Source organism: Occallatibacter sp. (genome assembly GCF_049582745.1).
Lineage (GTDB): Bacteria > Acidobacteriota > Terriglobia > Terriglobales > Acidobacteriaceae > Telmatobacter.
Genome location: NZ_JBAUUO010000107.1, coordinates 40,523 through 65,947 on the forward strand (window position 1 = coordinate 40,523; position 25,425 = coordinate 65,947).

22 protein-coding genes are annotated in these 25,425 nt (G+C 59.7%); 12 read left to right on the top strand and 10 right to left on the bottom strand.

From position 1 onward, the window contains the following. Window positions 1–35: 35 nt before the first annotated feature. Window positions 36–2,120 (bottom strand): M13 family metallopeptidase, encoded by a 2,085-nt coding sequence (locus WCA10_RS16365; protein ID WP_472823585.1) that lies wholly within the window; start codon window positions 2,118–2,120, stop codon window positions 36–38. A 227-nt stretch (window positions 2,121–2,347) separates the two neighbouring features. Here WCA10_RS16365 and WCA10_RS16370 point away from each other — a divergent pair, with 227 nt between their 5' ends. Then, a complete protein-coding gene (locus WCA10_RS16370; RefSeq protein ID WP_472823586.1) occupies window positions 2,348–3,670 on the top strand; it encodes a metal-dependent hydrolase family protein in 1,323 nt (440 codons plus the stop codon). A gap of 54 nt (window positions 3,671–3,724) precedes the next feature. Here the strand turns inward: WCA10_RS16370 and WCA10_RS16375 are convergent, their stop codons facing one another. Beyond that, complete coding sequence (locus WCA10_RS16375) at window positions 3,725–4,024, bottom strand: hypothetical protein (RefSeq protein WP_472823587.1); 300 nt, start codon at window positions 4,022–4,024, stop codon at window positions 3,725–3,727. A 400-nt stretch (window positions 4,025–4,424) separates the two neighbouring features. Here WCA10_RS16375 and guaA point away from each other — a divergent pair, with 400 nt between their 5' ends. The 3 genes from guaA (at window position 4,425) to WCA10_RS16390 (ending at window position 8,167) form a co-directional block, all read left to right on the top strand. Then, entirely contained in the window at window positions 4,425–5,975 is a 1,551-nt protein-coding gene (gene guaA, locus WCA10_RS16380; protein WP_472823605.1) for a glutamine-hydrolyzing GMP synthase, read from the top strand. A 262-nt stretch (window positions 5,976–6,237) separates the two neighbouring features. Further along, entirely contained in the window at window positions 6,238–7,434 is a 1,197-nt protein-coding gene (locus WCA10_RS16385) for a serine hydrolase domain-containing protein (protein WP_472823588.1), read from the top strand. A gap of 130 nt (window positions 7,435–7,564) precedes the next feature. Next, entirely contained in the window at window positions 7,565–8,167 is a 603-nt protein-coding gene (locus WCA10_RS16390) for a pyrophosphohydrolase domain-containing protein (RefSeq protein WP_472823589.1), read from the top strand. Here WCA10_RS16390 and WCA10_RS16395 read toward each other — a convergent pair. Both WCA10_RS16395 and WCA10_RS16400 read right to left on the bottom strand, forming a co-directional pair. Continuing rightward, window positions 8,148–9,533 carry a TraB/TrbI/VirB10 family type IV secretion system protein gene (locus tag WCA10_RS16395; RefSeq protein ID WP_472823590.1) on the bottom strand — a complete coding sequence of 462 codons (1,386 nt, stop codon included), beginning with the start codon at window positions 9,531–9,533 and terminating at the stop codon, window positions 8,148–8,150. The genes WCA10_RS16390 and WCA10_RS16395 overlap by 20 nt on opposite strands. Window positions 9,534–9,598: 65 nt before the next feature. Further along, complete coding sequence (locus tag WCA10_RS16400; RefSeq protein WP_472823591.1) at window positions 9,599–10,186, bottom strand: DUF421 domain-containing protein; 588 nt, start codon at window positions 10,184–10,186, stop codon at window positions 9,599–9,601. A 244-nt stretch (window positions 10,187–10,430) separates the two neighbouring features. Between WCA10_RS16400 and WCA10_RS16405 the strand changes: the two genes are divergently transcribed. From WCA10_RS16405 to WCA10_RS16420, 4 genes are all read left to right on the top strand, one after another. Continuing rightward, on the top strand, window positions 10,431–11,423 hold the full coding sequence (locus WCA10_RS16405; protein WP_472823606.1) for a type I phosphomannose isomerase catalytic subunit: 993 nt from the start codon (window positions 10,431–10,433) through the stop codon (window positions 11,421–11,423). After that, window positions 11,420–12,028 (top strand): HD domain-containing protein, encoded by a 609-nt coding sequence (locus tag WCA10_RS16410; RefSeq protein ID WP_472823592.1) that lies wholly within the window; start codon window positions 11,420–11,422, stop codon window positions 12,026–12,028. The genes WCA10_RS16405 and WCA10_RS16410 overlap by 4 nt, the downstream gene beginning before the upstream one ends. Before the next feature lie 157 nt (window positions 12,029–12,185). Then, window positions 12,186–12,788 carry an outer membrane beta-barrel protein gene (locus tag WCA10_RS16415; protein ID WP_472823593.1) on the top strand — a complete coding sequence of 201 codons (603 nt, stop codon included), beginning with the start codon at window positions 12,186–12,188 and terminating at the stop codon, window positions 12,786–12,788. Window positions 12,789–12,954: 166 nt separating this feature from the next. Continuing rightward, complete coding sequence (locus WCA10_RS16420; protein WP_472823594.1) at window positions 12,955–13,335, top strand: DoxX family protein; 381 nt, start codon at window positions 12,955–12,957, stop codon at window positions 13,333–13,335. Window positions 13,336–13,362: 27 nt separating this feature from the next. Here WCA10_RS16420 and WCA10_RS16425 read toward each other — a convergent pair whose 3' ends face one another. From WCA10_RS16425 to WCA10_RS16435, 3 genes are all read right to left on the bottom strand, one after another. Next, on the bottom strand, window positions 13,363–15,519 hold the full coding sequence (locus WCA10_RS16425; RefSeq protein WP_472823595.1) for a chymotrypsin family serine protease: 2,157 nt from the start codon (window positions 15,517–15,519) through the stop codon (window positions 13,363–13,365). A gap of 381 nt (window positions 15,520–15,900) precedes the next feature. Then, window positions 15,901–16,902, bottom strand: coding sequence for an aldo/keto reductase (locus WCA10_RS16430; RefSeq protein ID WP_472823596.1), 1,002 nt, complete (start codon window positions 16,900–16,902; stop codon window positions 15,901–15,903). A 43-nt stretch (window positions 16,903–16,945) separates the two neighbouring features. Continuing rightward, the gene (locus WCA10_RS16435) at window positions 16,946–17,470 is read right to left on the bottom strand and encodes an O-acetyl-ADP-ribose deacetylase (RefSeq protein WP_472823597.1); all 525 of its coding nucleotides are present in this window, start codon (window positions 17,468–17,470) and stop codon (window positions 16,946–16,948) included. Window positions 17,471–17,910: 440 nt separating this feature from the next. Here WCA10_RS16435 and WCA10_RS16440 point away from each other — a divergent pair, with 440 nt between their 5' ends. Then, a complete protein-coding gene (locus WCA10_RS16440; protein WP_472823598.1) occupies window positions 17,911–20,688 on the top strand; it encodes a M14 family zinc carboxypeptidase in 2,778 nt (925 codons plus the stop codon). 25 nt (window positions 20,689–20,713) lie between these two features. On the opposite strand, the gene WCA10_RS16445 is transcribed toward WCA10_RS16440, so the two are convergent. After that, window positions 20,714–21,718: a zinc-dependent alcohol dehydrogenase family protein gene (locus WCA10_RS16445; RefSeq protein WP_472823599.1), complete on the bottom strand. Its 1,005-nt coding sequence runs from the start codon at window positions 21,716–21,718 to the stop codon at window positions 20,714–20,716. Window positions 21,719–21,847: 129 nt separating this feature from the next. Here WCA10_RS16445 and WCA10_RS16450 point away from each other — a divergent pair, with 129 nt between their 5' ends. Beyond that, the gene (locus WCA10_RS16450; protein WP_472823600.1) at window positions 21,848–22,075 is read left to right on the top strand and encodes a hypothetical protein; all 228 of its coding nucleotides are present in this window, start codon (window positions 21,848–21,850) and stop codon (window positions 22,073–22,075) included. Between the two features lie 171 nt (window positions 22,076–22,246). Here WCA10_RS16450 and WCA10_RS16455 read toward each other — a convergent pair whose 3' ends face one another. After that, complete coding sequence (locus WCA10_RS16455) at window positions 22,247–23,017, bottom strand: SDR family NAD(P)-dependent oxidoreductase (protein ID WP_472823601.1); 771 nt, start codon at window positions 23,015–23,017, stop codon at window positions 22,247–22,249. Window positions 23,018–23,150: 133 nt separating this feature from the next. Beyond that, window positions 23,151–24,035: an NAD(P)-dependent oxidoreductase gene (locus WCA10_RS16460; protein WP_472823602.1), complete on the bottom strand. Its 885-nt coding sequence runs from the start codon at window positions 24,033–24,035 to the stop codon at window positions 23,151–23,153. An 85-nt stretch (window positions 24,036–24,120) separates the two neighbouring features. Between WCA10_RS16460 and WCA10_RS16465 the strand changes: the two genes are divergently transcribed. Next, the gene (locus tag WCA10_RS16465; RefSeq protein WP_472823603.1) at window positions 24,121–24,903 is read left to right on the top strand and encodes a HipA family kinase; all 783 of its coding nucleotides are present in this window, start codon (window positions 24,121–24,123) and stop codon (window positions 24,901–24,903) included. Continuing rightward, window positions 24,881–25,267, top strand: coding sequence for a DUF3037 domain-containing protein (locus WCA10_RS16470; protein ID WP_472823604.1), 387 nt, complete (start codon window positions 24,881–24,883; stop codon window positions 25,265–25,267). The genes WCA10_RS16465 and WCA10_RS16470 overlap by 23 nt, the downstream gene beginning before the upstream one ends. Window positions 25,268–25,425: the final 158 nt, after the last annotated feature.

Consider the following 25,425-nt stretch of genomic DNA (forward strand, 5'->3'; position numbering starts at 1 on the left):
TGACGATGCGCCGCGGCTCCTGAAGGAAGGGGTTGTTACCAGACGCGGCAGGAGTTTTCGGGATACATCGGCTGACCCTTGTGGCAGCCAAATGCCTTTCCGAATTCATCGAAGTTCTGGACCGTACCATTCACGCGCCAGCGTCCGGGCGAATGGGGATCGACCATGGCCGACTGGCGGGCTGCCTGTTCGGTCTCGTTCTGGCACCAAACCTGGGCGAACCCGAGGAAGTAGCGCTGCGCCTCGGTGTATCCGTCGATCTTTTCGTCGATGGTCTTGCCTTCCTTGGCCAGCACGTCAAGCAGGGCCAAATAGGCGATGCGGAGGCCGCCATTGTCGGCGGTGTTCTCGCCGAGGGTCAGCCTGCCATTGAGCTTGGCTTCGGGCACGTCACCGTGAGCCGGGGCCGCTTCAAAGCCGCCGTATTCGGAAACTTCGCAGTCGGTGCGCTCGACGAATTTCTTGCGATCTTCGGCGGTCTGCCACTCGCGCAGGTTGCCGTGGCCGTCGTATTTCGAGCCTTGGTCGTCAAAGCCGTGCGTCATCTCGTGTCCGATAACCACGCCGATACCACCGAAGTTGACGGCGGGATCGATGTCGGGATCGAAGAACGGGGGCTGGAGAATACCCGCGGGAAAGTTGATGTCGTTCATCGACGGGTTGTAATACGCGTTGACCGTCGGCGGCGTCATGCCCCACTCCTTCTCATTGACGGGTTTTCCGAGTTTGTTGAGGTTGAAGTTACGTTGGAAGACCGCATCGCGATGCATGTTGCCGATGGGTTCGTCCCGTTTGACGATCAGGGCGGAGTAGTCCCGCCATTTTTCGGGGTAACCAATCTTGTTGCGGTAGAGGGCGAGCTTCGCTTCGGCAGCCTTCTTGGTGTCTTCGCTCATCCAGGGCAGCGTCTGGATGTCATCGCCAAGAGCCTTTTCAAGTGCGGCGACCAGTTTATCCATGCTGGCCTTTGATTTGGGCGGGAAGTGCGCCTTCACCCAGTCCTGGCCGACGGCTTCGCCGAGAGCTCGATCGGTTTCAGCGGTGCACTGCTTCCACCGGGGGGTGGGTTCCTTCTGGCCGGCGAGGGTTTTGCCGAAGAAGTTGAAGTTTTCGTCGTAGAAGGCCTTGGGCAGGTTACCGGCCGAGGCGTGAATCGTGTGCCAGCGCAGGTACGACTTCCAAGCATCGACGGGCTCGGATGAGACCAGTTCGTTCAACTCCTTAAAGAAATCGGGGGTGGCGACATTGAGGGTATCGAAGGGCCGCACCTGGACATCCTTAAAATACGCCGCGAAATCAAAATCGGGCGCGAGTTTCTGGAAGTCGGCGACGGTGTAGATGTGGTAGCGATTTTCAGGATCGCGCAGGGCAGTGCGGCTGGTAGACGCCTTGGCGAGAGCGGTTTCGATGGTGAGTACGGCATCGGCTTCCTTGGCGGCATCCTCAGGCGAATCGCCGGCAAGGGTGAACATTTTGGTCATGTGTTCGCGATATTGTTGGCGAATGGTTTGAAAGCGCTTGCCTTCGGAGAGGTAGTATTCGCGGTCTGGCAGCGACAGTCCGGCCTGGCCGACGCTGGCGATTTGTTTGGATGCGTCCTTTTCATCGACTTGGACACCAAAGCGGAAGAGCGGGGCGGGATCTCCGCGCTCGGCGAGACCTCCGACCAGCGGGGCGAGGCTCCTGGTGTCTTTAAGCGCGGCGATGCGGTCAAGGGCCGGCTTGATGGGCTCGAGGCCTTCCTTTTGGATCAGATCCGTATTCATGCAGGCGGCATAGAAGTCGCCGTATTTTTTCTGGAGCGGGGTCTTGGGATCTTTTGAAGCGGCATCGAGTTCCTGCCACAGCAGGTAACGATTACGTTCCCCGAGAAGCGAGAACGAGCGAGCCCAGCGGACCTGGTCGGCGGGAATGGGATTTTCCTTGACCCAGTTTCCGCATGCATATTGATAGAAGTCTTGACAGGGGTCGGCGGATTTGTCGATGGCCGAAAGATCGAAGCTCTTGGAGGCGGGAGGCGGCGTGGGCTTGGAATCGTCACTGGAAGATGGGGCAGGAGATTGGGCAACCGCGATTCCGGTAGCAATCAGCAATACGGGCACGAGCTCAGAAAGCTTCATAGGTTCTCCTCTGAATTGGCGAATTGACAGGCCGCGCTCGTTCGGCAAAGGGGGTTGAAGAGGAGGCCTGGAAGAAGCGTAGCAGGATCGAGCGCCGCTGCGCCGCAGAGAAGATTACCAGACGCAGCCGAGGAGCGGCTTCAGGAATCTGAGGGCAAGAAAATGTTCGGACTGCGGATACGATTTGCTAAACTCCGCTAGCAGTTCCCCGAAATGGAGAAGACGGAATGAGTTTGAGACGGAAGCTCGCGCTTTCTTTGTGCCTTGCGTTTGGCGCTGGAGCAGTTTCGATGGCGGCGGTTGCTCAACGACAGGAAAAGGTTGATGCCAAGCGCACGCTCGTACGGGCCGGACATGTGCTTGACGTGAAGACCGGCAAGATTGCAGATGCGCAGACGATCGTGGTGGTCGGGGATAGGATTCAGTCGATCGCGCCGTCAGCCTCAGTGGCCGCCGAGCCGGGCGATGCGGTTGTGGATCTGGGCGGGATGACGGTGATGCCGGGGCTGATCGACGTCCATACGCATCTGACGATGAATCCAGATTTCGATCCATATAAAGAGCTGACGTCGACCTCGGCGAAAGAAGCGATCAATGGCGTGGTGAATGCGCGTACGACGCTGATGGCCGGTTTCACGACTGTGCGCAATGTGGGCGCCTACGGATTTGTGGATGTAGACCTGCGCGATGCGATCAATGCCGGACAGGTGCCGGGACCGCACATGCAAGTGAGCGGGCCGCTGCTGGGCATCACCGGCGGACACTGCGATGAGAACCTGTTGCCGATCCAGTATCACCTGGTGGGCGACGGTGTGGCGGATGGCATTGCGCAGGTGCAGCACAAAGTACGCGAGAACATTAAGTATGGGGCGGACCTGATCAAGATATGCGCGACCGGCGGCGTGCTTTCGAAGGGCGACGACCCGCAGGCATCGCAATTCACACTCGAAGAGATGCAGGCGATTGTGGCGGACGCGCATCGGCTGGGACGCAAGGTGGCGGCGCATGCGCACGGAGCGCAGGGAATTCTGTGGGCGACGGAGGCGGGCGTGGACTCGATCGAACACGGAAGCTACATCAACGACGAAGCCATCGCGGAGATGAAGAAGCGCGGGACCTATCTGGTGCCGACACTCTATCTGGAGGACTGGATGGTGGAAAAGGGCAATCTGCCCGCCCTATATCACCAGAAGATGCTGGATGTAAGCGCGGTGGCGAAGAAGAACATCAAGCACGCGATAGAGGCGGGGGTGAAGATCGCGCTAGGGACGGATGCGGCGGTGTATCCGCATGGGTTGAATGCTCATGAGCTGGACGTGTATGTGAATCAGATGGGGATGTCTCCGCTGGCTGCGCTGCAGACGGCGACGGTGAATGCGGCGGACCTGATGGGGTGGACGACGAAGACGGGTTCGCTGGAGCCGGGGAAATGGGCAGACATTATCGGGGTGGAGAAGAATCCGCTGGAAGATGTTCGGGTGCTGCAGGACGTGAAGTTTGTGATGAAGGGCGGGGTGGTTTACAAGGGCGAAGGCAGCGTGGCGAAGTAAAGCGTGGCATGTGTCGAGCCGGGATTGGCGGGGGAGTGGGGGGGAGCGTAAATCTCAGACGCTCCCCTTTGAATTCGATTTTCTGGCTGGGGCGGCATGGCGCGCATTGCGGCGACTCTTGTGGGCGAGAGCGACGGCCTGGTGTTGCATGCTGTAGTGCAAGCGTGCTGACTCGGAATCGAAATCCGTGGGAACAAACCAGTTGGTGATGCGCTGGGCTCTGGTGGCGCGATGGGCGACCCAGAGCTTAATCGCAAGAATGAATACGGCGGGCACGCCAAAGAGCAGGACAACAAAAAGCTCGACATGATTGCGGATCACGGAGAGGTTGGCGCCGATGCTCGATGGATCCACTGGACGATCTCCTTGGAGTACGAGGATCCTGGATGAAATGGTGGTCCCATTCAGCTGATCTGGCTCGTTCGCTACTCAGACTTTATTTCCGAAATCGGCGGCGCACCATATTGCTTTAGTGCTCGCGAAAGAGTGCCTCAGGTTAGGACACTTCGGCGACAGTAATGCCCCCAAAACGTTACTTATGGGGAGTGTTCGGCAGGCTGCTACAAAATTCACGCGGGTTATCAAGGTGCGATAGAAGTGAGGTTCAGGAATCGTTGCGCTATCTTTTGCGGCGACGATCCGGGGGGCCGTTGGAAAGGTCTGACTTCGCCGCGAGATTTTTGTGTGGAGTGAATCGGCGTGGAAGGATCTATCGGTTCTTTACAGGGCGGCGTGGCCCCTGCCACACTGGAACGTGGACACCCAAACCATCGTTATTCTTGATTTCGGCTCGCAGTACACGCAGCTGATTGCGCGTCGTATTCGCGAGCTGAATGTGTTTTCAGTCGTGCTGCCGTGTACGGTGCCGCTCGCCGAGGTTGAGGCCTACAAGCCAATCGGCATCATCCTCTCGGGCGGACCTTCGTCGGTGTACGACGCGGACGCGCCGAATGCCGATCCCAAGCTGCTGGAGATGAAGGTGCCGACGCTGGGCATCTGCTACGGGTTGCACTTTATCGTGCATCACCTGGGGGGCAAGGTGCGCACGGCGCCGAAGCGCGAATACGGACATGCCGAGGTTGCGCTGGAAGACAGGTCGACGCCGCTCTTTGCAGGACTGCCGCCCGCGATCCAGGTGTGGATGAGCCATGGGGACGAGGCTCTGGAATTGCCTCCGGGATTTCGCCGGACCGCGGTGACTTCGAATGCGCTGGCGGCGATTGCGAATGAAGAGCGACGGACATGGGCGGTGCAGTTTCATCCCGAGGTGCACCATACGCCGCTTGGGCCGCAACTGATCAAGAACTTTGTGTTCGGCATTTGCGGGGCGAAGGGCGACTGGACGGCGGCACACTTTATCGAGACAACGGTTGCGGGAATTCGCGAGAAGGTCGGCAAGGGGCACGTGATCTGCGGGCTCTCCGGCGGCGTGGATTCATCGGTTGCGGCGATGCTGGTGCACAAAGCGATTGGGAGCCAGCTGACCTGCATATTTGTGAACAATGGCGTCCTTCGCAAGAATGAATTCCAAAGCGTACAAAAAAATCTGCGCGACAAGCTGGGGCTGAATATTGTTGCGGTGGATGCTAGCGAGAGGTTTTTGAAGCAGTTGGCCGGTGTCACCGATCCGGAGACGAAGCGCAAGAGGATTGGCGCGGAGTTCATCGCGGTGTTTGACGATGAGGCGAACAGAATTGCGCAACAGTCGGGGGGCGTGGACTGGCTGGTGCAGGGAACGCTGTATCCGGATGTGATTGAGTCGAGCAGCGTGAAGGGGCCGAGCCAGACGATCAAGAGCCACCATAATGTGGGCGGGCTACCGCTGGGGATGAAGCTGAAGCTGATCGAGCCACTGCGCGATTTATTCAAAGACGAAGTGCGGCGGATCGGACGGGACATGGGGATGCCGGAAGACGTTTTGGGACGTCAGCCGTTTCCGGGGCCCGGGCTGGCGGTGCGCATCCTGGGGGAAGTGACGGCGGACCGCGTGGCGCTGCTGCAGGAGGCCGATGACATCGTAGTCAGCGAGATCAAGGCGGCGGGGCTCTATTCGAGCATCTGGCAGAGCTTTGCGGTGCTGCTGCCGGTGATGAGCGTGGGCGTGATGGGCGATCAGCGTACGTATGCTTACACCTGTGCGGTTCGGGCAGTGCATTCCGAAGACGGCATGACGGCGGATTGGACGCCGCTCCCACACGAGGTGCTGAAGCGAATTTCGAGCCGGATTGTGAATGAGGTGCGGGGGATCAATCGCGTGGTGTATGACATCACGTCGAAGCCGCCGGGCACCATCGAGTGGGAGTGAGAAGTAGCTGCCCAGGCGTAGGCACCTTTGGCGCCATTCGCACTGCTCCTGATTGCTTCAACTTTTGACGCTGGAGCGATGCGCCGAATGCTGAAAAGCAGGAATGGCCACGCCTGCCGCCGATGGCTCCTCAAGCGTAGGCCGATCTCAGGTTGCGGGGGAACTACCGTGAAGCCGGCTGCGTAAACTCAGTCAGGCCACGAGTGGACGTCTGCGTGGAAGTTCGCAAGTCATCGTTGGAGTTGTGAAAGGACTTTTCACCATGCATCCACGGGAGAAAGGTTTTCCCCTCCTGGCCGCGCTTTCTGCTGCCCTCTGCTTTCCCGTTGCGATTGCCGCACAGACCCTGCCTAACGGCAAGGCGATCGACGCGGAGGTGGGAAAGATCATGGCTCACACGCACGCCAATGGCATGGCTGTTGCGGTGATCGATCATGGCAAGACTGCTTACGTCAATTCCTACGGCATCCGTAATGCCAAGGGCGACCCGTTGACGACAGACACGGTGATGTACGGCGCATCGCTGACCAAGACCGTGTTTGCGTATACCGTGATGCAGATGGTGGATCAGGGCAAGATAAGGCTCGATACACCCCTGATGAGCGATCTCGACAATCCACTGCCAAGTTATGGCCCCGATCCGGTTTTCCCAGACAAGTACGGACCCTATAGGGATCTGGCCGACGATCCGCGCTGGAAAAAAATCACGCCCCGTATGTGCCTGACTCATTCCACCGGCTTCAGCAATTTCTGGTTCATCGAACCGGACCAGAAGCTGCATATTCATTTTGATCCGGGCACGCGTTTCAGCTACTCCGGTGAAGGCTTCATTCTGCTGCAATTCGTAATTGAGCATGGCCGCAAGGCGCAGGGATTGGGGCTGGATGTCGGAGATCTGACCAAGGCGAACTTTGATCGCCTGGGGATGAGCCGAACAAGCCTGGTGTGGCGTAACGGTCAGGATCCCAATGTTGCAGATGGATGGAACGATCAGGGCCAGCCACAACTGCATGACAAGCGCAGCAAGGTGCGGGCGGCCGGCTCAATGAATACGACCATCAATGATCTGTCAAAGTTCACCGCCGCCTTGGTCCGCGGCGACGGACTGAGTGCTGCCTCGCGCGCCGAAATCACGAGGCCCGTGCAGCACATTGGCACTCCTAGTCTGTTCCCTCTCTTTCTGCCTGACTTGCCGCCAGCGGAGCAGCGGAAGGATCTGTACGCCGGATTGGGCGTCGTGCTGTTCGATGGCCCGCAGGGGCATGGTTTTTACAAAGGCGGCCACGACGGGCAGACGGCGAACAGCATGGTCTGCATTGAGGCCAGTCAGCGCTGCGTCCTGATCCTCTCGAACGATGTTCGCTCCGAAGCAGGCTTCGCCGAGTTGGTCAGGTTGATCCTGGGTGATACCGGCGTGCCGTATGACTGGGAATATGGGGACCACGCAGGCAAGTCGTGAGTGCTCAAGTTTATGGCTAAAGATTTCCACGTGCAGGACAGGTTCGGGGACAAGTCCGCTCAATTAGAGTTGCTCGTGTGAGGCCAGCGGAACGCTGGATTTCAAGGATGTATTTCGAATTGAGGATGGAATGACAGAAAAGCCGTATCGGCCGCAGGAAGACATTGTTGCGTTGATGACGCAGTTTGAGCAGGAAGTGAAGGAGTCGCCTGAACTGCCGAATGCGGCGACGCGGCTGCTGCGGGCGCGGCTGGTGTTTGAGGAGGCGCTGGAGTTCGTACGGTCTTGCGGCTGCACGGTCACGATGTCGGGATCAAGCGACGAAGGGCCTGCGGTCATCGACGATATACGCGTGGTTCTCGACCCGAACGGCGCGCCGGACTTTACGGAGTATGTGGATGGGTGCATCGACCAGCTTGTGGTGACGTATGGGGCGCTGGTTGCGGCGGGAGTGAAGGCGCAGAGCGCATGGGATGAAGTACAGCGGAGCAACATGAGTAAAGCGTGGCCGCATTGCAGCGTGTGTGACGCGGTTCTGGTGCGCGGGGACCGCGAGGAACTGGTTCACCCGAACCACGCGGATGCGCATGGCGGGAACTGGCACGCGGTTCTGAAGGTGCACAAGCGCGAAGACGGCAAGTTCATCAAAGCACCGACGTATTCGCCGGCAAATCTGAAGCGGGTGATCGAGGAGCAGATCGAGCAGGCGCGTGTTACTGCCCTTCTGGCTTGATAATGGGGGCACGGAGCGGGGTGGTTTCGATTTCGATGCGGGTATCGCGGGGAAAGACGACATCGCGGCCGGAATGCAGGAAGTTGTCGTAGACGGAAAGCGCAGCGGCATAGAATCCGATGCTGGCGGCGAGATTGCGATTGCCGGCAGCGACGCCGACGATGCGTCCGATGAGTCCGAATCCGTTGGACGCTACGCCGGTCTGGGCAGTGAGGTTGCCATCCTCGTCGAGGGCGCGGCCAGCGAGCATCGTGAGCAGCAAGGGAGCGATGGCGCTCGACTGGCTGCGCGGCGTGATGGTGCCTTCGGCGTCAAGAGAAAGGTTCTGCGTCTTTTCGGTGGCCGCGCCTGCGAGCGCGCCTTCTACCTGGCGACGATAGCCCTCGGGGAACCGGACCTGCTGAAAGGTGAAGCGAAGTTTGCCATTGCGGCCGAAGGAGCGGGCGGCCCGGGCGGAGGAAACCTTGCCGACCAGTTTCGAGCCCTGGGGAACGACGAGCTGGCGGTCTTTGTTGTAGACGGGTTCAACGACGAGAGCTTCCACGGAATCGCCGGGCTTGGCGCTGGCGGAAGTCAAATCGCGCGCGAGAGTGGCGTTGACGGACCAGACCTCGGTCTTGCCGGAGCCTGATGCGGTGGACGGCGGCGCAGGAAGAGTGGCGGCGGTTTCAGCCAGGGCGGATTCGGGTAGGTCGAGGGGTGCGGTGAGTTCGAAAGACCAGGCGGTGTGCGCGTCGATGCGCTCGGGGTGGTAAGGGAGCTGGTGGTAGAGCAATTGCAGAGCGCGATCGCCTTTGCCGGGTGCGGTGAAATAGGCAATGCGGTCGTGGAGATTGGCCTTGGCCTCGGCCCAGTGCCGGGCGATGAAGGACTGCCTGCGCGAGACGCCGGGGGCGCTGAGTTTGAGCACGGGCGCGCCGTTAGCGGCTGGAGCGGCGGCGATGGGGACTGTGCCGGCGGGAAGGTCGAGCTTGTCGAACTGAACCTCGACGATATGGAAGGGCGTGAAGTCGCCGCGGAGGCGGGCGTGCCAGCGCGTCTTCCTGTCGGCTTGAAGAGCGACGACGTGGCCCTCGAGCGGTGTGTTTTGGGGAACGACGAGTTTGCCCTGGGCGTAGATAGGGTGCATCAGGCGAGCTTCGATGGGCTCACCGACTTTGACCGGATGATTTCGGCTTATTTCGACCTGGAGGCTTGTTCCTTTGGCGAGGACGGGCTGAGAAGGCGCCATGCCAGAGGGCGTGGCTGTTTCCGGTGCGGGGGTAGCGGAACGGTGCTGGAGAGATTGCGGACACGCAAAGGCACAGAACGCTAGGGCTGCCAGGGCCGGAAAAAGGCAGGGATGGCAGCGGGCGGAAAACGACATCAGGGAAGCTCCTGTTTGCGGAGATTGTACTTCTGAGACGCGGATGAAGGCCAATCGCGAGCAAGCTAGGAGGTTGCGGGACGAACGCGAAGTGCAGCGATCTCCTTGTTCAGCGCTTCGAGCTTTGACAACAGTTCGTCATGCCGCTTGTCGGCGATGGACGGATCCTTGGCTTCAATGAAGAACGAGCCGTTCGGTTCGAGTTCGCAATGGTGAACGTCATGCAAGTGTTCGAAGCCCTGGCGGTGAATGACCTCGACAAGTTCTTCACGGGTGAGCGCTTCGTGTTTGAGCGCCTTGCGATCGATGATCCCGTCGCGGATGAGGACGACGGCCCGTCCTTCGAGAACACGTGTCAATCGCGGAGAACGGAAGAGGACGCGGACGACGAACCAATTGATGGCGAGCAGGGTGAAGGCTCCAATAACGCCACCGGTGATGGAGTTGTCTTCGCCGATGATGGCATTCTGCACGGTGTTGGAAAGAGAAAGCAGAACGACGAGGTCAAAGGGATTCAACTGCGCCAGCTCGCGCTTTCCGAAGAGACGCAGCAGGAGCACGAGCGCGAGGTAAACGATGATGGGACGCAACAGCTTCTCGATGATGGGAATCGGGAGCTGGAACATGTGGTCGAAGGCTGGAGTGAGATTCATGCAGCGAGGATAGCGTGCTGCCTATTGCTTTGCTAGTCGAAAACCGACGTTCACATCGATCCGAAATCGGGTGGGGGGGATCAAAGGGCCATTATTATTCGCCTCATTCTGCCGTTGGTTATGCTTGACACTCGCGCCGCATTCAACCGGAGGCTTGGCATCGGGGCATACGATAGAATCCGCTCAAGCGATCCTGTGTCCCATGGGGAAGGTCGCACATCCCAGAAGGAAACCAGTGGACCGCATGCCTGTGACCGAGCGGAACGTATTTGCAGCAATGGCGCCATTCCGGGTAGAGCCGCGCTTTGTTGGCCGCGTGTGGGGATGGAAGGATTTGCATCCCTGGTACGACCGCACGGCGAAGGACGAACCTATCGGCGAGGTGTGGCTGACGGGGGATGATTGCGCGGTTGCGACAGGGCCGCATGCAGGCAAGACGCTGGGCGAAATCTTCGCCGAAATGCCGCGGGCGATGCTGGGAGAGAATGCGCCGTCAGGCGATTCACCGCTATTAATCAAGGTGATTCTTGCCCGCGAGAAATTGAGCGTACAAGTGCATCCGGACGATCGGCTGGCTCGGAAATACGGTGAGCCGCGAGGCAAGACCGAGTGCTGGTATGTGCTCGCGGCAGAAGCCGGAGCGCAGGTAGCGGCAGGGCTCAAGGCAGGAGTCACCATGGATGCGGTGAAGGCGGGCATTGAGGGCGGCACACTGGAAGAGAGTCTCAAGATGCTGCCGGTGCACGCAGGCGACATGATCTATGTGGATGCGGGAACGGTGCACGCGATCTGGCCGGGATCGGTACTGCTGGAGACGCAGCAGAATTGCGATCTGACATACAGGATGTATGACTACGGGCGCGGCCGCGAATTGCACATTGAGAAATCGCTGGAGGCTGCACGGCTGAAGACGAAAGCCGGCAAGGTGATGGCGAAGGTTTTAGAAGATCGCACGGTGCTGGTGGAGGGCGAATATTTCTGTGTGGAGAGGATCCCGGTGGAGGTAAGTCGTTCGAGCACGAGCTTGCGTCGCGAAGATGAATCGAAAGCGGGGCTGGCGTACTTGTTTGCGGCGGAAGGAACCGGGCGGCTGGCGAGCGCCGGCTTCGGAACGGTGGAGTTGCCCGCGCGTGGAATTGTCGCGGTTCCGGCATCGTCGCCGGTTTTTGCGATTCAGGATACGGGAGGGTTGGATTTGATTCGGATAACGCCGCGCTGGCCCGAGAAGACAGAATGACGAACCAAGGCTGGCGGGAGTCGGTGGTTGCGTATATTCGGGTGGAAGCTCAGCCAGAAGACAAATTTGGCCACCAGCCAAGGCTGTACGTACTGGCCACGCAGGTCGGCCAAGGGATGGACTTTGACGACGACATTCTGTTTGCCGCGGCCTGGATGCATGACCTTGGAGTGTTTTTGGGGCATCGGCCAAAGGATCCTGGGCAAATTTCCCAGTGGGATCACGTGCCGTACACCCTACGCCGCAGCAGGGAGCTTTTGACGGAGTGGGGTTTTCCTCCAGAAAAACTGGACGGCGTTGAGGCAGCGATCCGTTATCACCGGGCCACGGACAAACCAACGACAGTGGAGGGTATGTTGATTCGAGATGCAGATATCCTGGAGCAGCTGGGCGCAATCGGGATCCTGCGGGCAGCGGTAAAGGTAGGACGGGATTCGCGTTACCCCAATTTCAGTTCAATTGTCCCGGTTTTGAGCAATGCGGTTAACCATTTGGCCAACGAGACACGTCTAATAGGATCAAAGCCCATGGCTGAATCAAGAGCAAGGATGCTACGCTCATTTCTAGATGCCATCTACCATGAGGCGGGCGACATGCTTCATTAGGGCAAGTTTTTCTCTGCCGCGCATGCCGACCGGTGTGCGGCTTGTATGACACTGCAGTGATTGGTCCAATTCGATTTGCCAAACTTGCAGAATGTTGAACGCTTTTCCCGTGAAGCCGCAAGCCGGGAGAGTGGGCAATCCGGGAGGGAGAGACAACATGCGATGGAAGTTAATGGTATTGCCGGTCCTGGCCTTATTTTTTATTGCAGTAGCGTTGCCGGCGCGCGCACAGGTGACATATTCGGCACATGAAGGGAAGCTGCCATTCACGGTTGGTGCGGGTGTGTCCGATTTTTCGGATGACTGGGGCATCAAGGATCCGCGCCAGGTCGGAATTACGATGTGGGTCGATTGGCGCGTTCCTCACTTGCCGCCGAGCCTCGATGGCCTTGGTATTGAATTTGAAGGCCGCGATATAAACTACGCGACCCCGTCGTATTTGCCGGGCCACCGGATGGATACAGCACTCGGTGGACCGATGTATCAGTTCCGCCGGAAGGGATCGATTCGCCCCTTTGGGAAGTATCTAATGGGAGTGGGCAGCATCGATTTTCCGAGCCCTGGGGCAACCTACTCTCATGACACAAGGACTGTCTTTGAGCCCGGCGTGGGTGCCGATGTTCGGTTCTGGAGTCGCTTCTCTGCAAGAGCGGAGTACGATTACCAGTTTTGGCACGCGATTTTCGGACCGCGCGATTTGAATCCCAACGGAATCACAATCGGCGTGGTGTATGACTTCGGACGGCTTTCGTCGAAGTGAGAGGTCCGCGGATCGAGGTCTGACCATCGTGTTACACAGGTAGAGAGGGCGTCATGAACTGGCGTCCTCTCTTTACGTGCGAGTGCGGGGCGCGACTTCGAGCCGGTAAGGATCCGCTCTTGGAGTTTGCTGGTGCACTCTCCTTTATGATTTGCCTGGAAAGCATATGAGCGAATCGTCATCGGGTGAGCTGAAATTCAGAAACTCCGCGACGGACTGGGCCTTGCGCGCAGTCATCTTTGCAGTATTTGTCTTCTTTGGCGGCGGAAAACTCAAGCCGGATACGAATGCAGCCTGGATTCAGCTGTTCAACGAGATTGGATTCGGGCAGTGGTTCCGCTACGCGACCGGGGTTGTGGAACTCTTGGGAGCATTTCTGACACTGTTTCCGCAAACGGCGTCTGCCGGACTCGGCGTTCTGGGAATGACGATGTTGGGTGCGATCCTGATCGATGCGATCGTCCTGCGCCGGTCTCTCGATGCGGTAATTCCGTTTGCAATTCTGTGTGCGCTGATTGCTCTGTGGTTGCGGCGGCGGCGAGTGTGAACGACTGCTGAGGAATCTTCCAAGGCATCATGGGAAATCGAGAGAATGGGGTTTGAACAGGCCATCGCTGTCTGGTGATCCAGACACGGCGTGCGGCATACAGTGGTGCGGGGTGGGAAAGCCTGCCGCATACGAACGCGTGACATGCAGTCGATCCATGAAGACGTAACGTGTGCGGATGCCGTTCAAGGTGGATGGGAGCGGCGCTGGAATGTGTTGGCGGTCTACGTAGATTACGAGGGCTGCTTCGCGGGGATTGTCTAAACTTTGGCCCACGCCCACTGCGAAGAAAGCGGGGTTCTGCTGCATGAGCTTGCGTGCGATCTGGTGCTTGGCGGCCAGAGCCGACGCCATGGCGGACGCGGTAAGCGGGGGCACGCCGGCAGCAGTTGCCATCGAGGGTGCCGAACCGAGGGCAACCGCGCGGGCGGTGGCGGGAATGACGACGGTACGCACGCCTTCGATTGCCGCGGGAACGACCGGCGCAAGGTTCTCGTCGACATAAACGATCAAGGATGCAGAGCCGGGCTGATCATTGCTTTTTCCAGGGGCGATGCCGAGGATGCCGAACGAAGGATTGACGAGCGCTCGGCCGGCGGCAAGCGCAGCCTGCTGGCGGGACGATTCAGCGTCGTTGAGCACACGCTCCTGGGCTGAAGCGATGGTGCTATTGCCGTAGCTGAGGCAACTTACCGCGTGGTCTGTGGCGCCAACGAAGGAGAAACTCGTGTCGCCGGCCATCTGCGTGCCGAGGGCATTGAGCACGTCGGGGGCGGGGTTGGCGATGCCGTGGCTGACACCGGAAGCGTCGATGCCTCCGGCAAAAAACAGCCCGATCGGCTCGGCATCCGCGGCGTCGACAATCAGCGAGCCCGAGTCGCCGGCGTCGCCGAAGCGATCCCCACTGACCGCGATCTGATTGGTGAAGATCTTGGAGAAGTAGGGCCTGGTTTCGGCGCAGTCGCGATAGTAATCGACCGCGACATCGAGATCGATGGCGCTGACGCTGCCGCAGGTGAGGCCGGTAGTGCGACCACTTTTAGCGACGCGCAACTGGAGGGTTGCATTTTCGCCCTTGCCGCCGCTGGACGAAATTCCAGGAGGCGCAGCGCCGAGCGAGCCATCGGGCTGCCGCACGCCGAGCTCGAGAATGTTGCCGGCAGGATCGACGGTATGCGATGCAACCTGGGCAATGGCGGCGTCGACGTTGGTTTGCGCGGAACGAAGCGGCAGCCATGCGGTCAGCGCCGCGACAGGAACCGTTCCAGTGCCGTCGCCGTTGGGGGTGCAGTTGTTATCAATGAGCCCCGGCTGGACGATCGTGTCGCCGACGGTGGCCTGATCGCTGCGCGCCAGAACATGGTTGTTGCTGAGCAGGTACTGACGGCCGCTTGCGTCCTGAACCAGGGCGCCGAGGGTTCCGCTGCAGCAGTCGACAATGTTGCTGCCTTTTTCGTCGAAGTCGTTGTTGTTGCCTCCGGAACTGCCGAGGAGAATGGGGGCCGCCAGGGAGCCCTGATGGGCTGCGGGGCTGCTGCTCACGCCTGGAGAATTCAGAAGGAGGGCAGTCTCAATCTTCGCGGATGAACCGGGGAGCGTTGCCACGACATATGTGACTCCCGTGCCTGAAACCGATGGTGGCGCGGAATAGGTGACGGAGCAGGATGTGAAGGCGCGACGAGAGCGCTGGCAGGTCGTCGCGGTTAAGGTGCCTTCGCCGCCGGTGTCGCCGGAAGCTGAATTCGCGAGCGCGAAGTGGATTTGGCTGGTTCCACCCGCTTCGGCGAGGTAACCGGTTACGGTGACGGAGCCGTTCGACCCGAGGGCGGCATTCTCCGGCGTGAGCGGCTGCAGAAATCCAGGCGTCAGTGTCAGCAGGGACGTTGCACGCAGGCTGGGCTGAGATTTCAGGGTTGCGGTGACCAGGACCTCGACCCGGTCGGAGCTGAGATAACCGGGGGGTGTGTACTGGCCCCGATCGTTGATTCTGCCAGGGCCCGAGGCCGGATCGCCTCCGCTGACGGACCAGGTGACGGGAGCGGCTCCGCCGCCGGTTAGAGTGGCGGTGAACTGGTGAATAGGGGCGGCATGTGTATTGAGGGCATTACAGCCTGTGCAACTGGTATCAATGAGCGTGGAGCCCGGTGAAATGGAGAACGCCGAGTTCGACGCGGTCGCGGTCACTGGGCCGGCTCCGCATCCGGCCAGAAAGGCTGCGCCCACACAGAGAATCGCGGAGATGATCCTCAGGCCTGGCTTTCTGTAACGGCGAGGCGCCGGCAGGACACACGCAAAGTGCTGATGCTTCACGGGATGTATAGCTTGCTGCACCGGAGGCAGATTGTCCTTGGTTGAAGATGGTCTCGTCGGCTTCGACGGGAGCGCAGGTTCTAGGTTAGCTCTTTTTGGCCGGGCCGAAGCAGCACCTGAGCGCCTAATTGATCAAAACGTAACGTTTAGAGCGGCAGTTTAGGCAGTAAATCGACCGCCGGCCAGGTTTCGCGGCGGCCATACGATGACAAGTTAAGATCCCAGTGCCCTGGTATATCGGTCCGCTGTGTTGGTTCAACTGAACCCCAGCACCGGATGCGGTGTGTAGGGCTCCTCCAGTGCGGCAATCTCCTCCGGCGTCAGTTTCAACTCCAGCGTCGCTACCGCGTCTGCCAGGTGATGTGGCTTGGTGGCGCCCACAATCGGGGCCGTAATTGCCGGCTTGCTCAACATCCACGCGAGCGCAACCTGTGCCCGGGGCACGCCGCGCTTCTCCGCAATCTGGCCCAGACGGTCGACGACTTTTCTGTCGTCCTCCTCGGTGCGCGCATACATTGTGTTGCCGAACCTGTCCGTCTCTGACCGCTTGGTTGTTTCTGCAGCCCATGCGCGCGTCAGTCGTCCGCGCGCCAGGGGGCTCCACGGAATCACGGCGATGCCCTCTTCTGCGCACAAACCCATCATCTCCCGCTCTTCTTCGCGATAGAGCAGGTTGTAATGGTTCTGCATGGACACAAACCGCGTCCAGCCGTTCAGTTCGGCGAGATAAAGCGCCTTTGCAAACTGCCACGCAAACATCGACGACGCGCCGATATAGCGAACCTTTCCCGCCTTTACCACGTCATGCAGCGCCTCCAGCGTTTCCTCAATCGGCGTTTCATAGTCCCACCGATGAATCTGGTAAAGGTCCACGTAATCGGTGCCGAGCCGACTCAGACTCTGATCCAGCTCGAAGAAAATCGCCTTTCGTGACAACCCGCGCCCGTTCGGCTCATCGCGCATTTCGCCATGCACCTTGGTGGCGATCACTACCGCTTCGCGCCGCGTATTCGCTTTCAGAAACTTGCCCACAACGCGCTCGCTGTCGCCGCTCGAGTAGACATTCGCCGTATCGAAGAAATTGATCCCCAGTTCCAGCGCCTGGCGCAGGAACGGCTGGCTCTCCTCTTCATTCAAGGCCCACAGATGCCTTCCGCCCTTCAATTCGCCGGGCGCAGGCGGCTTGCCATAGGTCATGCAGCCCAGGCAAATGCGCGAGACCTTGAGTCCGGTGCGACCAAGATTTACGTAGTCCATCTCAACTCCTCGATTGAATTGATTCGTTGTGTATCGCGAAGACTCAAGCGATCGGCGGACGTGGTATTTCAACCAGAAAATCATCGTAGATCGCCAGCGTCTCGGCATTGAAGCAGGCGAACCGCACTACTTCGACTCCACTCGCATCTACATGTTTCCTAACTGTGTCGATCGCAATACGCGCCGCGCGCTTCGGGGGAAAGTGGTAGACGCCCGTGCTGATCGCCGGAAACGCAATGCTCTTGACCTGGTGCTGCTTCGCCAGTTCAAGGCATCGCCGATAGCAGCTTGCCAGCAATTCGTCTTCGCCGTGCTCGCCGCCCTGCCACACGGGACCGACCGCATGAAACACCCATTTCGCGGGAAGATGAAAGCCGGGTGTTGGCTTGGCGTCTCCGGTTGCGCAGCCGCCCAGCTTTCTGCATTCGGCCAGCAGATCCGGCCGCGCCGCGCGATGGATAGCTCCATCGACTCCACCGCCACCGAGGAGGGAAGTATTAGCCGCGTTGACAATCGCATCGACCCTCAAGGTGGTGATATCGCCCTGGATTGCGATCAGTTGTGCCATGGCTATGCTTCGAGTATGCCACTTTGAAGCAATGAAGCAATGAAGCGATGAAGCAGTGAAGCAGTGAAGAAGCGAATGAGTGAGCGAGTGAATAAGTGAACAAGTGAACTAGAGAACGGTCTGTCGTAGTCTTCGCAGTTTAGCGGGCCGGTTCTTGAGATGGATGAAGTGAGGAGCTAACTCGCTATGAAGATGAGGGTTAAGTTAGTCGCGGTGGGAGCAGACGTGGTCAGGTATGAGGGTTTGGACAGAGGCGACCGGGCACCCTAAACAGGTACAACTGGGTAGCCCTAATTTGTTCCGTGGCTCAGGTTGTTAGCGTTGGCGGGGCAGGCTGAAGAAGATCGACGGACATGAGCCGACATTCGCCCAGATCCTAGAACCGGCTTCCAGTGCGCTACGATGGGTCGAGAATTTTGAATACATCGGAGAATGATCCAATGCCCAGATGCTTCCCCGCGGTTCTGCTGATCGTGTGTTGTGTGTGCTCGCTAGTGTCGGCGGCGCAGACGATGGATCCGGACTACGCGGCACGCGTAAAGGAATGGACGACGAAGCCTGAGTTCACAAGCCCTCTTGTGGACCATCTACCCGCCGGCTCCGCTGTACCTTCCCCTCACGATGTGCTCGGGCATCATATTGGGGCGCCGAAGCAGCTCACCTACTACGCCGATGTACTGCGCTACTACGACACGCTGGCGGCGCACACGGGGCGAGTGAAGGTGATGCGTATCGGCAAGACGGAGGAAGGGCGCGACTCCGTTATTGTTTTTGTCGGTTCGGAGGATTCGATTGCCCATCTGGATGAGGAACGCAAGAATCTTGCGCGGCTTGCCGATCCGCGCGGATTGAGCGATGCGGAGGCTCATGCGCTGATTGCGAAGACGAAGCCGATTTACACGCTTTCAGGCGGACTGCACAGCGCCGAACTGGGGCCACCGGAGATGTTGATGGAACTGGCGTATCGGCTGGTGACGGAGGATTCGCCGCTGATTCAGAAGATTCGATCGGAGGTGATTGTGGCGATCATGCCGGTGGCCGATCCGGATGGGCGCGATCGCGCGATCGACTGGTATTACGCCCACAACGTGGATGTTACAGACTACGAAAAGATGTCGGGAGTGCCGTATTGGGGTAAGTACACCAAGCACGACGACAACCGCGATATCAATTATGCCGGGATGGCGAACCAGAATTTTTTGCGATGGTATCTGGAGTGGCATCCGCCGATCATGCACGACCTGCACGAATCGGTGCCGTTTCTCTATATTTATAGCGGTCAGGCACCGCAAAACCCGCTTTGGGATCCGATTGTGTACGGCGAGCTGCCGATGCTGGCGAACTGGGATATGAGCCGGTTGACGAGCTACGGCATGCCGGGTGTTTGGACCCACGGTTATGTGGACGCGTGGTCGCCGGGTTACGTGGCGATCATGGCGACGAATCACAACGGGCTGATGCGCTTCTACGAAATTATGGGCAATGCCGGCGCAACGACGATGGAGCGGAAGATCTGGCAGCCCAACCCAGCGATCTCTGGTGGCGGTGGAGGCGGCGCGTTCGGTAACTTCACGAAGCGGCAGTGGTATCGTCCGAATCCCCCGCCGGAACATGTTCTGTGGTCGATGCGCGATAACACCAACTATGCAGAGACGGGCGTGCTGACGTCGCTGCAGTTTGCTGCTGCCTTTCCGCAGGTGCTACTCGAAAATTTTTACGTTAAGAGCCGCAATGCGGTGACGGCGGGGACGAAGGAAGAACCGTATGGGTTCATTCTCCCCGCAGACCAGGAAGATCTGACCAGGGTTGCGTTTGTTATCCATATTCTGCGCATGCAGGGAATTGAAGTGGGCCGTCTGAAGGCCGCGGCCAAGCTCAGCGATGGAGAGTATCGGGCGGGATCGTTTGTGGTGAAGACGAATCAACCGTACGGCCCGCTGGCCAAGACCCTGCTGATCAAACAGACAGACCCCGACCCGGAATTGACAACCTACGACGACAGCGCGTGGACCATGGGCCTGATGACCAACACGGTTGTGAAGCCCACCAAAGATATTGCCGTGCAGGGGCTGGCCGTCGACACCGTGGATGAATACACGCCCGTGGGAACTTTGAAGGGCGCCTCGGCTGCAGCCGTCCATGCTGTGCCGGATCACGGCTCCCCCAATATGGTGACACTTCGCTATGGCCTGAAGGATGTCCCGGTGCAGATTGCGGAGAAGTCGTTCACAGCGGAGGGCACCACATTCTCCGCTGGCACTTTCCTGGTGCCGGCAAATGCTGCGTCAAGCCTGAAGCCTCTCGCCGCACAACTTGGTTTGGATGTTGTGGGACTGGCGGCATCTCCGCAGGTGGCTGTGCACCAGGCTGCGTTGCCGCGCGTTGCGATCTTCAGTACGTGGGCGGGGACACAGGATGTGGGCTGGGTGCGTTATACGTTCGACCAGTACAAGGTTCCGTACGATCTGATTTTCAAGGAGCGCGTACTTGCCGGGAATCTCGCGAAGGATTACGACGTGATTTTGATCCCGAATCAGGCACGGTCTGCGAAGGCGCTGGTGAATGGGATCCCCAAGACAGACAAACCGCTGTCGTACAAAAAAACGGATCGGTTCAAGTTTCTTGGAGATTACGGTGCTTCGGATGATATTTCAGGAGGGATGGGCGCTGCTGGGGTAGTGGAATTCGAAAAGTTTACCGAGGCAGGCGGCCTGTTGGTCACTCTCGGCACGTCGAGCAGCTTTCCTCCGGAGTTTGGTCTGACACCGAAGATCGATACCAGCAATCCAGCGGGAAAGTTCTATGCTCCGGGTCCAATCGTCGAGGCGGAGATCGTTCATCCGGAGGATCCAATCTTCTATGGCTACTCGGCGAAGACTGTGCCCGTTCGTTATGCGAATGGGCCGCTGTTCAGAATGCCGGAAGAGATGGACAAGCAGGATGTGCTGATGCGGTTCCCGGGCGGGGAAAAATCTGTGATGAGTGGGCTGTTTAACGGAGCCGACGATATCAAGGGAAGAGCCGCCGTGGTGGTCACGCTGGACGGCAAGGGCGAAGTGGTGATGTTTGCGACCAATCCCGTGTGGCGCTGGCAGAATATGGGCGAGTACCGGATGATCTTTAATACCCTGATGAACTTCAAGAACCTAGCGCCGGTGCCCCTGGCAGCACCAGAGGATAAAGACAAAGCGCTGAAGGCCAAGCACGAGGGTTTCTGACACTGCCTCTGGTTGGCGGGATTGTTTAGTGCACCTGCAGAACGAGTTTGCCGAAGTGGGTGGCGGACTCCATTTCTTTGAAGGCTTCGCGTGCTTCGGTCCACGAGCGCGCGGCGAAGACGGGGTGGAGTTGTGCGGCGGCGATCGCCTTGTTCATCGCTTCGAAGTCGTGGCGGGAGCCGACATAGATTCCCTGGATGCGAATCTGCTTGTGAAGGATGAGCGGAATGGGAATGGGATCGGCGGGTCCGGAGAGAACGCCGATCTGGGCGATGACGCCACCCATTTTGACGGCGCGGATCGAGCGCGGGAGCGTGCCGGCGCCGCCGACTTCGACAACGAGATCGACGCCCTGGCCATTGGTTTGTTCGAGGACCCAGCGGTCCCACTCTGAGGTTTCGCCGTAGTCGAGCCCCTTGTCGAGGCCAAGAGAGTAGGCGCGCTGAAGTTTGGCGTCGCTGGAGGAGATGCCGAGGACGCGGTGGCCCTGGAGTTTGGCGAATTGCAGCGCGAAGATAGAGACGCCGCCGGAGCCCTGGATGAGAACTGTGGAGCCGGGCTGAAGATTGGTGCGCGCAAGGGCGTTCCAAGCGGTGACGCCGGTGCAGGGGAGTGTGGCGGCTTGTTCGAAGGTGAGGTAGTCGGGAATGCGGACGAGGCCGGTTTCCTTGAGCAGGATGTATTCGGCGAGTGTGCCGTCGATGTCGCCGCCGAGCGCGCCTTTTACGTTGGCGGGGGTGGGCGGGCCATCGAGCCAGTTCTGCATGAAGATGGCACAGACGCGGTCGCCGGGATTGAAAGCAGTGACGCTGTCGCCGATGGACGCAACTTCTCCAGCGCCATCGGAGCAGGGGATGCGGGGGAGGCGCAGTTTGGGATTGTAGGATCCCTTGACGATCATGAGATCGCGATAGTTCAGTGAAACGGCGTGAATTTTAACAAGTACTTCACCGGGACCGGGCGGGGGGGTGGGGCGCTCAACAAGCTCAAGAGAATCAATGCCGAAGGACGGGACCTGCCAGACGCGCATGGACTATGACTCCGGTGACGGGTGGTGCAAATGTGATTGGATGCGTGCCATCGTGGTACGGAGATTTGCAAACGCTCGTAAAATGAAGATATGGCGCGCGGGTGGGAAAGTAAATCCGTTGAAGAACAAATGGCGAACGCTACGGAGCCACAGCCCCCGCGTCCAGGCGAGGTACTGATGACGGAAGCAGAGCGTCGGCAGGCTGCCGACCAACGTGCAGCGAGCGAACGGCGCAGACAGGCATTGAACCTTCAACGCGAAAACATTCTCTCGCAGCGGACATCGAATGCGGCGCGGCGGGCGGCACTGGCGACGGCATTGTCGGAGATAGAGCAACTGATCAAGGCGCTGGAGTAGGGGTGGGATCGCTCGTTGCGGGATGACTCGCGCGACGAGTTTTTTGCCGACTATTCGACCGCAAAGATGAAGCAGATCGTTCGGCTCCGCTTACCCCATGAACGACTGAGTCGTTCACGGGGGCTCCAAGCCGCTCCGCAAGAATGACAGGCTTTTGATCGTGAGGCTTGGCTATTCGTTGCGGTGGAAGAGGATTGAGTTGGCCTGCTGGACGGGCGTGAGAAGGACGCGGGCGATGTTGACGTGGGCGGGGCGGGCGGCGGCCCAGACGATGACTTCGGCGACGTCTTCGGCGGTGAGCGGCTTGACGCCTTTGTAGACTCTGGCGGCGCGCTCGGTATCGCCGCGGAAGCGGACGAGGCTGAAGTCGGTTTCAACCATGCCGGGATCGACGCTGGTGACACGGATGGGCGTGCCGAGGACATCCTGGCGAAGGCCATCGTTGATCAGTCGCTCTGCGGCCTTGGTGCCGCAATAGACGGCGCCGTTGGGGTAGGCGAGTTCGCCGGCGGTGGAACCAAGACTGATGACGTGACCGCGGCCGCGCACGACCATTCCTGGAACGACGCAGCGGGTGACGTAGAGCAGTCCTTTGACGTTGGTGTCGATCATCTCGTCCCAGTCTTCGATTTTTCCCATATAGACTTTGTCGAGACCGCGGCTGAGGCCGGCGTTGTTGACGAGGATGTCAATTTCGGCCCACTCGGGGGGCAGATTGTCGATGGCGTTCTGCACGGCGCGATGGTCGCGCACGTCAAGATCGATGGAGTGTACGGAGGGAGCGCCACGCTCTTTGGCCTTGGAGGCGACTTCGGCGAGGCGGCCGGCGCGTCGGGCGGCGAGTAGGAGACGGGCTCCTTCGGCGGCGAAGGCGAGAGCAGAGGCAGCGCCGATGCCGGCGCTGGCTCCGGTGATGAAGACGATCTTTCCGTTCAGGCTCATGACACTATCCTAGCGAATTGTTGCGTGGTGAGTGGTGATGGCTGTTACGAGCGGCGAGAGTCGGCGCGGCTGCATTGCGAATTGACGGATGAAAAGTCCTTCGCTCTGCTCAGGACGACAGTCTCAGAAGCTTTTAGGGATTCAGAATGCCACGTTGCTGGGCGATGCGGTATTGGCCAACGGCCCAGTCTTCATTGGCGAGGCCGGCTTGTTTGGCCTGCTCGAAGATCTCGGCGAGATTGTCGGCGAGGCTGAGGCGGGTGTAGCGGGCGGCGGCCGCTTCGCGGAGCATGCGCGTATCTTTGGCGCCGAGGCTGATGGAGGCGCCGGCTTGCTCGGGCGGGTGGAGCATGACATTGCCGTAGGCGGCATAGAACGGCGACTGGAAGAGGGCGCTGTTGACGGCTTCAAGGAAGACGGCGGGCGCGATGCTCTGCGATTCGGCGAAGACGAAGGACTCGCTGAGCGATTGAATCATGGTGCTGATGAGGAAGTTGCCGCCGAGTTTGACGGCGTTGGCCTGGCGGGGCTCGGGGCCGATGATGGAGATGCCGCGCGACATAGGTTCGAGGACGGGACGAGCGCGGGCGATGGCCGAGTCGGTTCCGGCGGCGACGATCCAGAGGCGGCCCTCGGCGGCGACGTTGGGCCGGCCAAAGACGGGTGCGGCAACGAAGTCGATGCCGCGACGGAGATGTTCGGCGATGAGGCGCTCGCTGAGTGCGACGGTGATGGTGCTGCAGGCGATGTGCAGGGCGCCGGGTTCGAGCGCGTCCATCAGGCCGTTGGGGCCGAAAAGAACTTCTTCGTGCGCCGCATCGTCGAAGAGCATGGTGATGACGGCGTCGGCGCCAAGCTCAGCTTCGGCCGGAGTGCCGGCGGCGATTGCGCCTTCGCGGAGCAGCGGTTCGGTGCGCCCCTCGGTGCGGTTCCATACCCTGAGTTCGTGTCCGGCAGCGAGCAGGCGCAGCGCCATGGGTGTGCCCATCTGGCCGGTTCCTAAAAATCCGATCTTCATGGTTTTTGCTCCCTGCATTCATCTTGTCATTCGGGTGCGGTGTAAGCGCAAGCGGCGTGCCGGTGCGCGATAGACTGAATCATCGATGCTGCGAACAGCCAGGGCGACGCGTTATGTTGTGCCGCTGCGTGAAGGCGGTTCTCTGCCTGCGATTGTGGAAGCCGACGATCTGGGGCTTTACGTCGTGAAGTTTCGCGGGGCGGGGCAGGGGATTCTGGCGCTGATCGCGGAGTTGCTGGCGGGCGAGATCGGACGGGCGCTGGGGTTGCGTGTGCCGGAGATCGTGTTCATGGAAATTGACGAGGCGCTGGGTCGGAACGAGCCGGACTACGAGATACGGCAATTGCTGAAGGCGAGTACGGGGATGAATCTCGCGCTCGATTATCTGCCGGGGTCGACGATGTTCGATCCGGCGGCGCGGGATAAGGCTCCGGCGGATGAGGCTTCGATGATGGTGTGGTTCGACGCGTACACGCAGAACATCGACCGCACACCGCGGAATGCGAACCTGCTGGTATGGCATCGCAAGCTCTACCCGATCGATCATGGAGCAGCGCTTTTCTTTCATCATGACTGGGCGTCGCGGGAGAAGAAGATTGATTCACCCTTCGCGGAGATCAAGGATCATATTCTGCTGCCGTGGGCCACGGAGATTGCGCAGGCTGCGAAGGTTGCGCACGACCGGCTGACGGCGCCGGTGCTGCGCGGGATTGTGGAGATGGTGCCGGATGCATGGCTCGAAGCGATTCCAGGCGATGTGAGCGCGGTGGACAGGCGTGCGGGCTACCTGGAGTTCTTTCAGCGGAGGCTTGAGGGTTCCGCAGTTTTTGAAGAGGAGGCGATCGGTGCCCAATCCCGCCTCGTTTGATTACGCGATCCTGCGCGTAGTGCCGCGCGTGGAGCGGCAGGAGTTTATCAACGCCGGGGTGGTGGCGTTCTGCCTGGAGAAGCGATACCTGGCGGCGCGCATTCACTTGAATGAAGCGCGGCTGAAGGCGTTGTGGCCGGATGCGGATGTGGAGCTGGCGCGGGAACACCTGGAGGCGGTGCGGCGGATTTGCGAGGGGGATGCGGCGGCGGGGCCGATTGCGAAGCTGTCGCAGCGGGAACGGTTTCACTGGATTATTTCGCCGCGGAGCACGATCATTCAGCCGTCGCCGGTGCATACGGGGGTGTGCGACGGGACGGACGGATTGCTGGATCGGCTGGCCAAGCAGTTTCTGGATGTGTGAAGCGCAGGAAGAAACTCGGAGAGCGATTGGGGAAACCGGCCCCCGGACCGCTCAAAACGAGTAAGGTTCTGGTTGCCGGTCAGAACTGGCGTTATGAACCCATCTGGTGCAGATCCCGATGTTCAGGTTCCCCCCGCGATTCCATCGCGGGCACGGCT

Coding starts and splice junctions, on each gene's coding strand:
- WCA10_RS16415 (WP_472823593.1), top strand. CDS start 12,186: ATGCGATGGAAGTTAATGGTATTGCCGGTCCTGGCCTTATTTTTTATT.
- WCA10_RS16390 (WP_472823589.1), top strand. CDS start 7,565: ATGACAGAAAAGCCGTATCGGCCGCAGGAAGACATTGTTGCGTTGATG.
- WCA10_RS16405 (WP_472823606.1), top strand. CDS start 10,431: ATGCCTGTGACCGAGCGGAACGTATTTGCAGCAATGGCGCCATTCCGG.
- WCA10_RS16435 (WP_472823597.1), bottom strand. CDS start 17,470: ATGGCACAACTGATCGCAATCCAGGGCGATATCACCACCTTGAGGGTC.
- WCA10_RS16385 (WP_472823588.1), top strand. CDS start 6,238: ATGCATCCACGGGAGAAAGGTTTTCCCCTCCTGGCCGCGCTTTCTGCT.
- WCA10_RS16395 (WP_472823590.1), bottom strand. CDS start 9,533: ATGTCGTTTTCCGCCCGCTGCCATCCCTGCCTTTTTCCGGCCCTGGCA.
- WCA10_RS16460 (WP_472823602.1), bottom strand. CDS start 24,035: ATGAAGATCGGATTTTTAGGAACCGGCCAGATGGGCACACCCATGGCG.
- WCA10_RS16400 (WP_472823591.1), bottom strand. CDS start 10,186: ATGAATCTCACTCCAGCCTTCGACCACATGTTCCAGCTCCCGATTCCC.
- WCA10_RS16365 (WP_472823585.1), bottom strand. CDS start 2,120: ATGAAGCTTTCTGAGCTCGTGCCCGTATTGCTGATTGCTACCGGAATC.
- WCA10_RS16455 (WP_472823601.1), bottom strand. CDS start 23,017: ATGAGCCTGAACGGAAAGATCGTCTTCATCACCGGAGCCAGCGCCGGC.
- WCA10_RS16430 (WP_472823596.1), bottom strand. CDS start 16,902: ATGGACTACGTAAATCTTGGTCGCACCGGACTCAAGGTCTCGCGCATT.
- WCA10_RS16445 (WP_472823599.1), bottom strand. CDS start 21,718: ATGCGCGTCTGGCAGGTCCCGTCCTTCGGCATTGATTCTCTTGAGCTT.
- WCA10_RS16420 (WP_472823594.1), top strand. CDS start 12,955: ATGAGCGAATCGTCATCGGGTGAGCTGAAATTCAGAAACTCCGCGACG.
- WCA10_RS16410 (WP_472823592.1), top strand. CDS start 11,420: ATGACGAACCAAGGCTGGCGGGAGTCGGTGGTTGCGTATATTCGGGTG.
- WCA10_RS16440 (WP_472823598.1), top strand. CDS start 17,911: ATGCCCAGATGCTTCCCCGCGGTTCTGCTGATCGTGTGTTGTGTGTGC.
- WCA10_RS16450 (WP_472823600.1), top strand. CDS start 21,848: ATGGCGAACGCTACGGAGCCACAGCCCCCGCGTCCAGGCGAGGTACTG.
- WCA10_RS16465 (WP_472823603.1), top strand. CDS start 24,121: ATGCTGCGAACAGCCAGGGCGACGCGTTATGTTGTGCCGCTGCGTGAA.
- WCA10_RS16370 (WP_472823586.1), top strand. CDS start 2,348: ATGAGTTTGAGACGGAAGCTCGCGCTTTCTTTGTGCCTTGCGTTTGGC.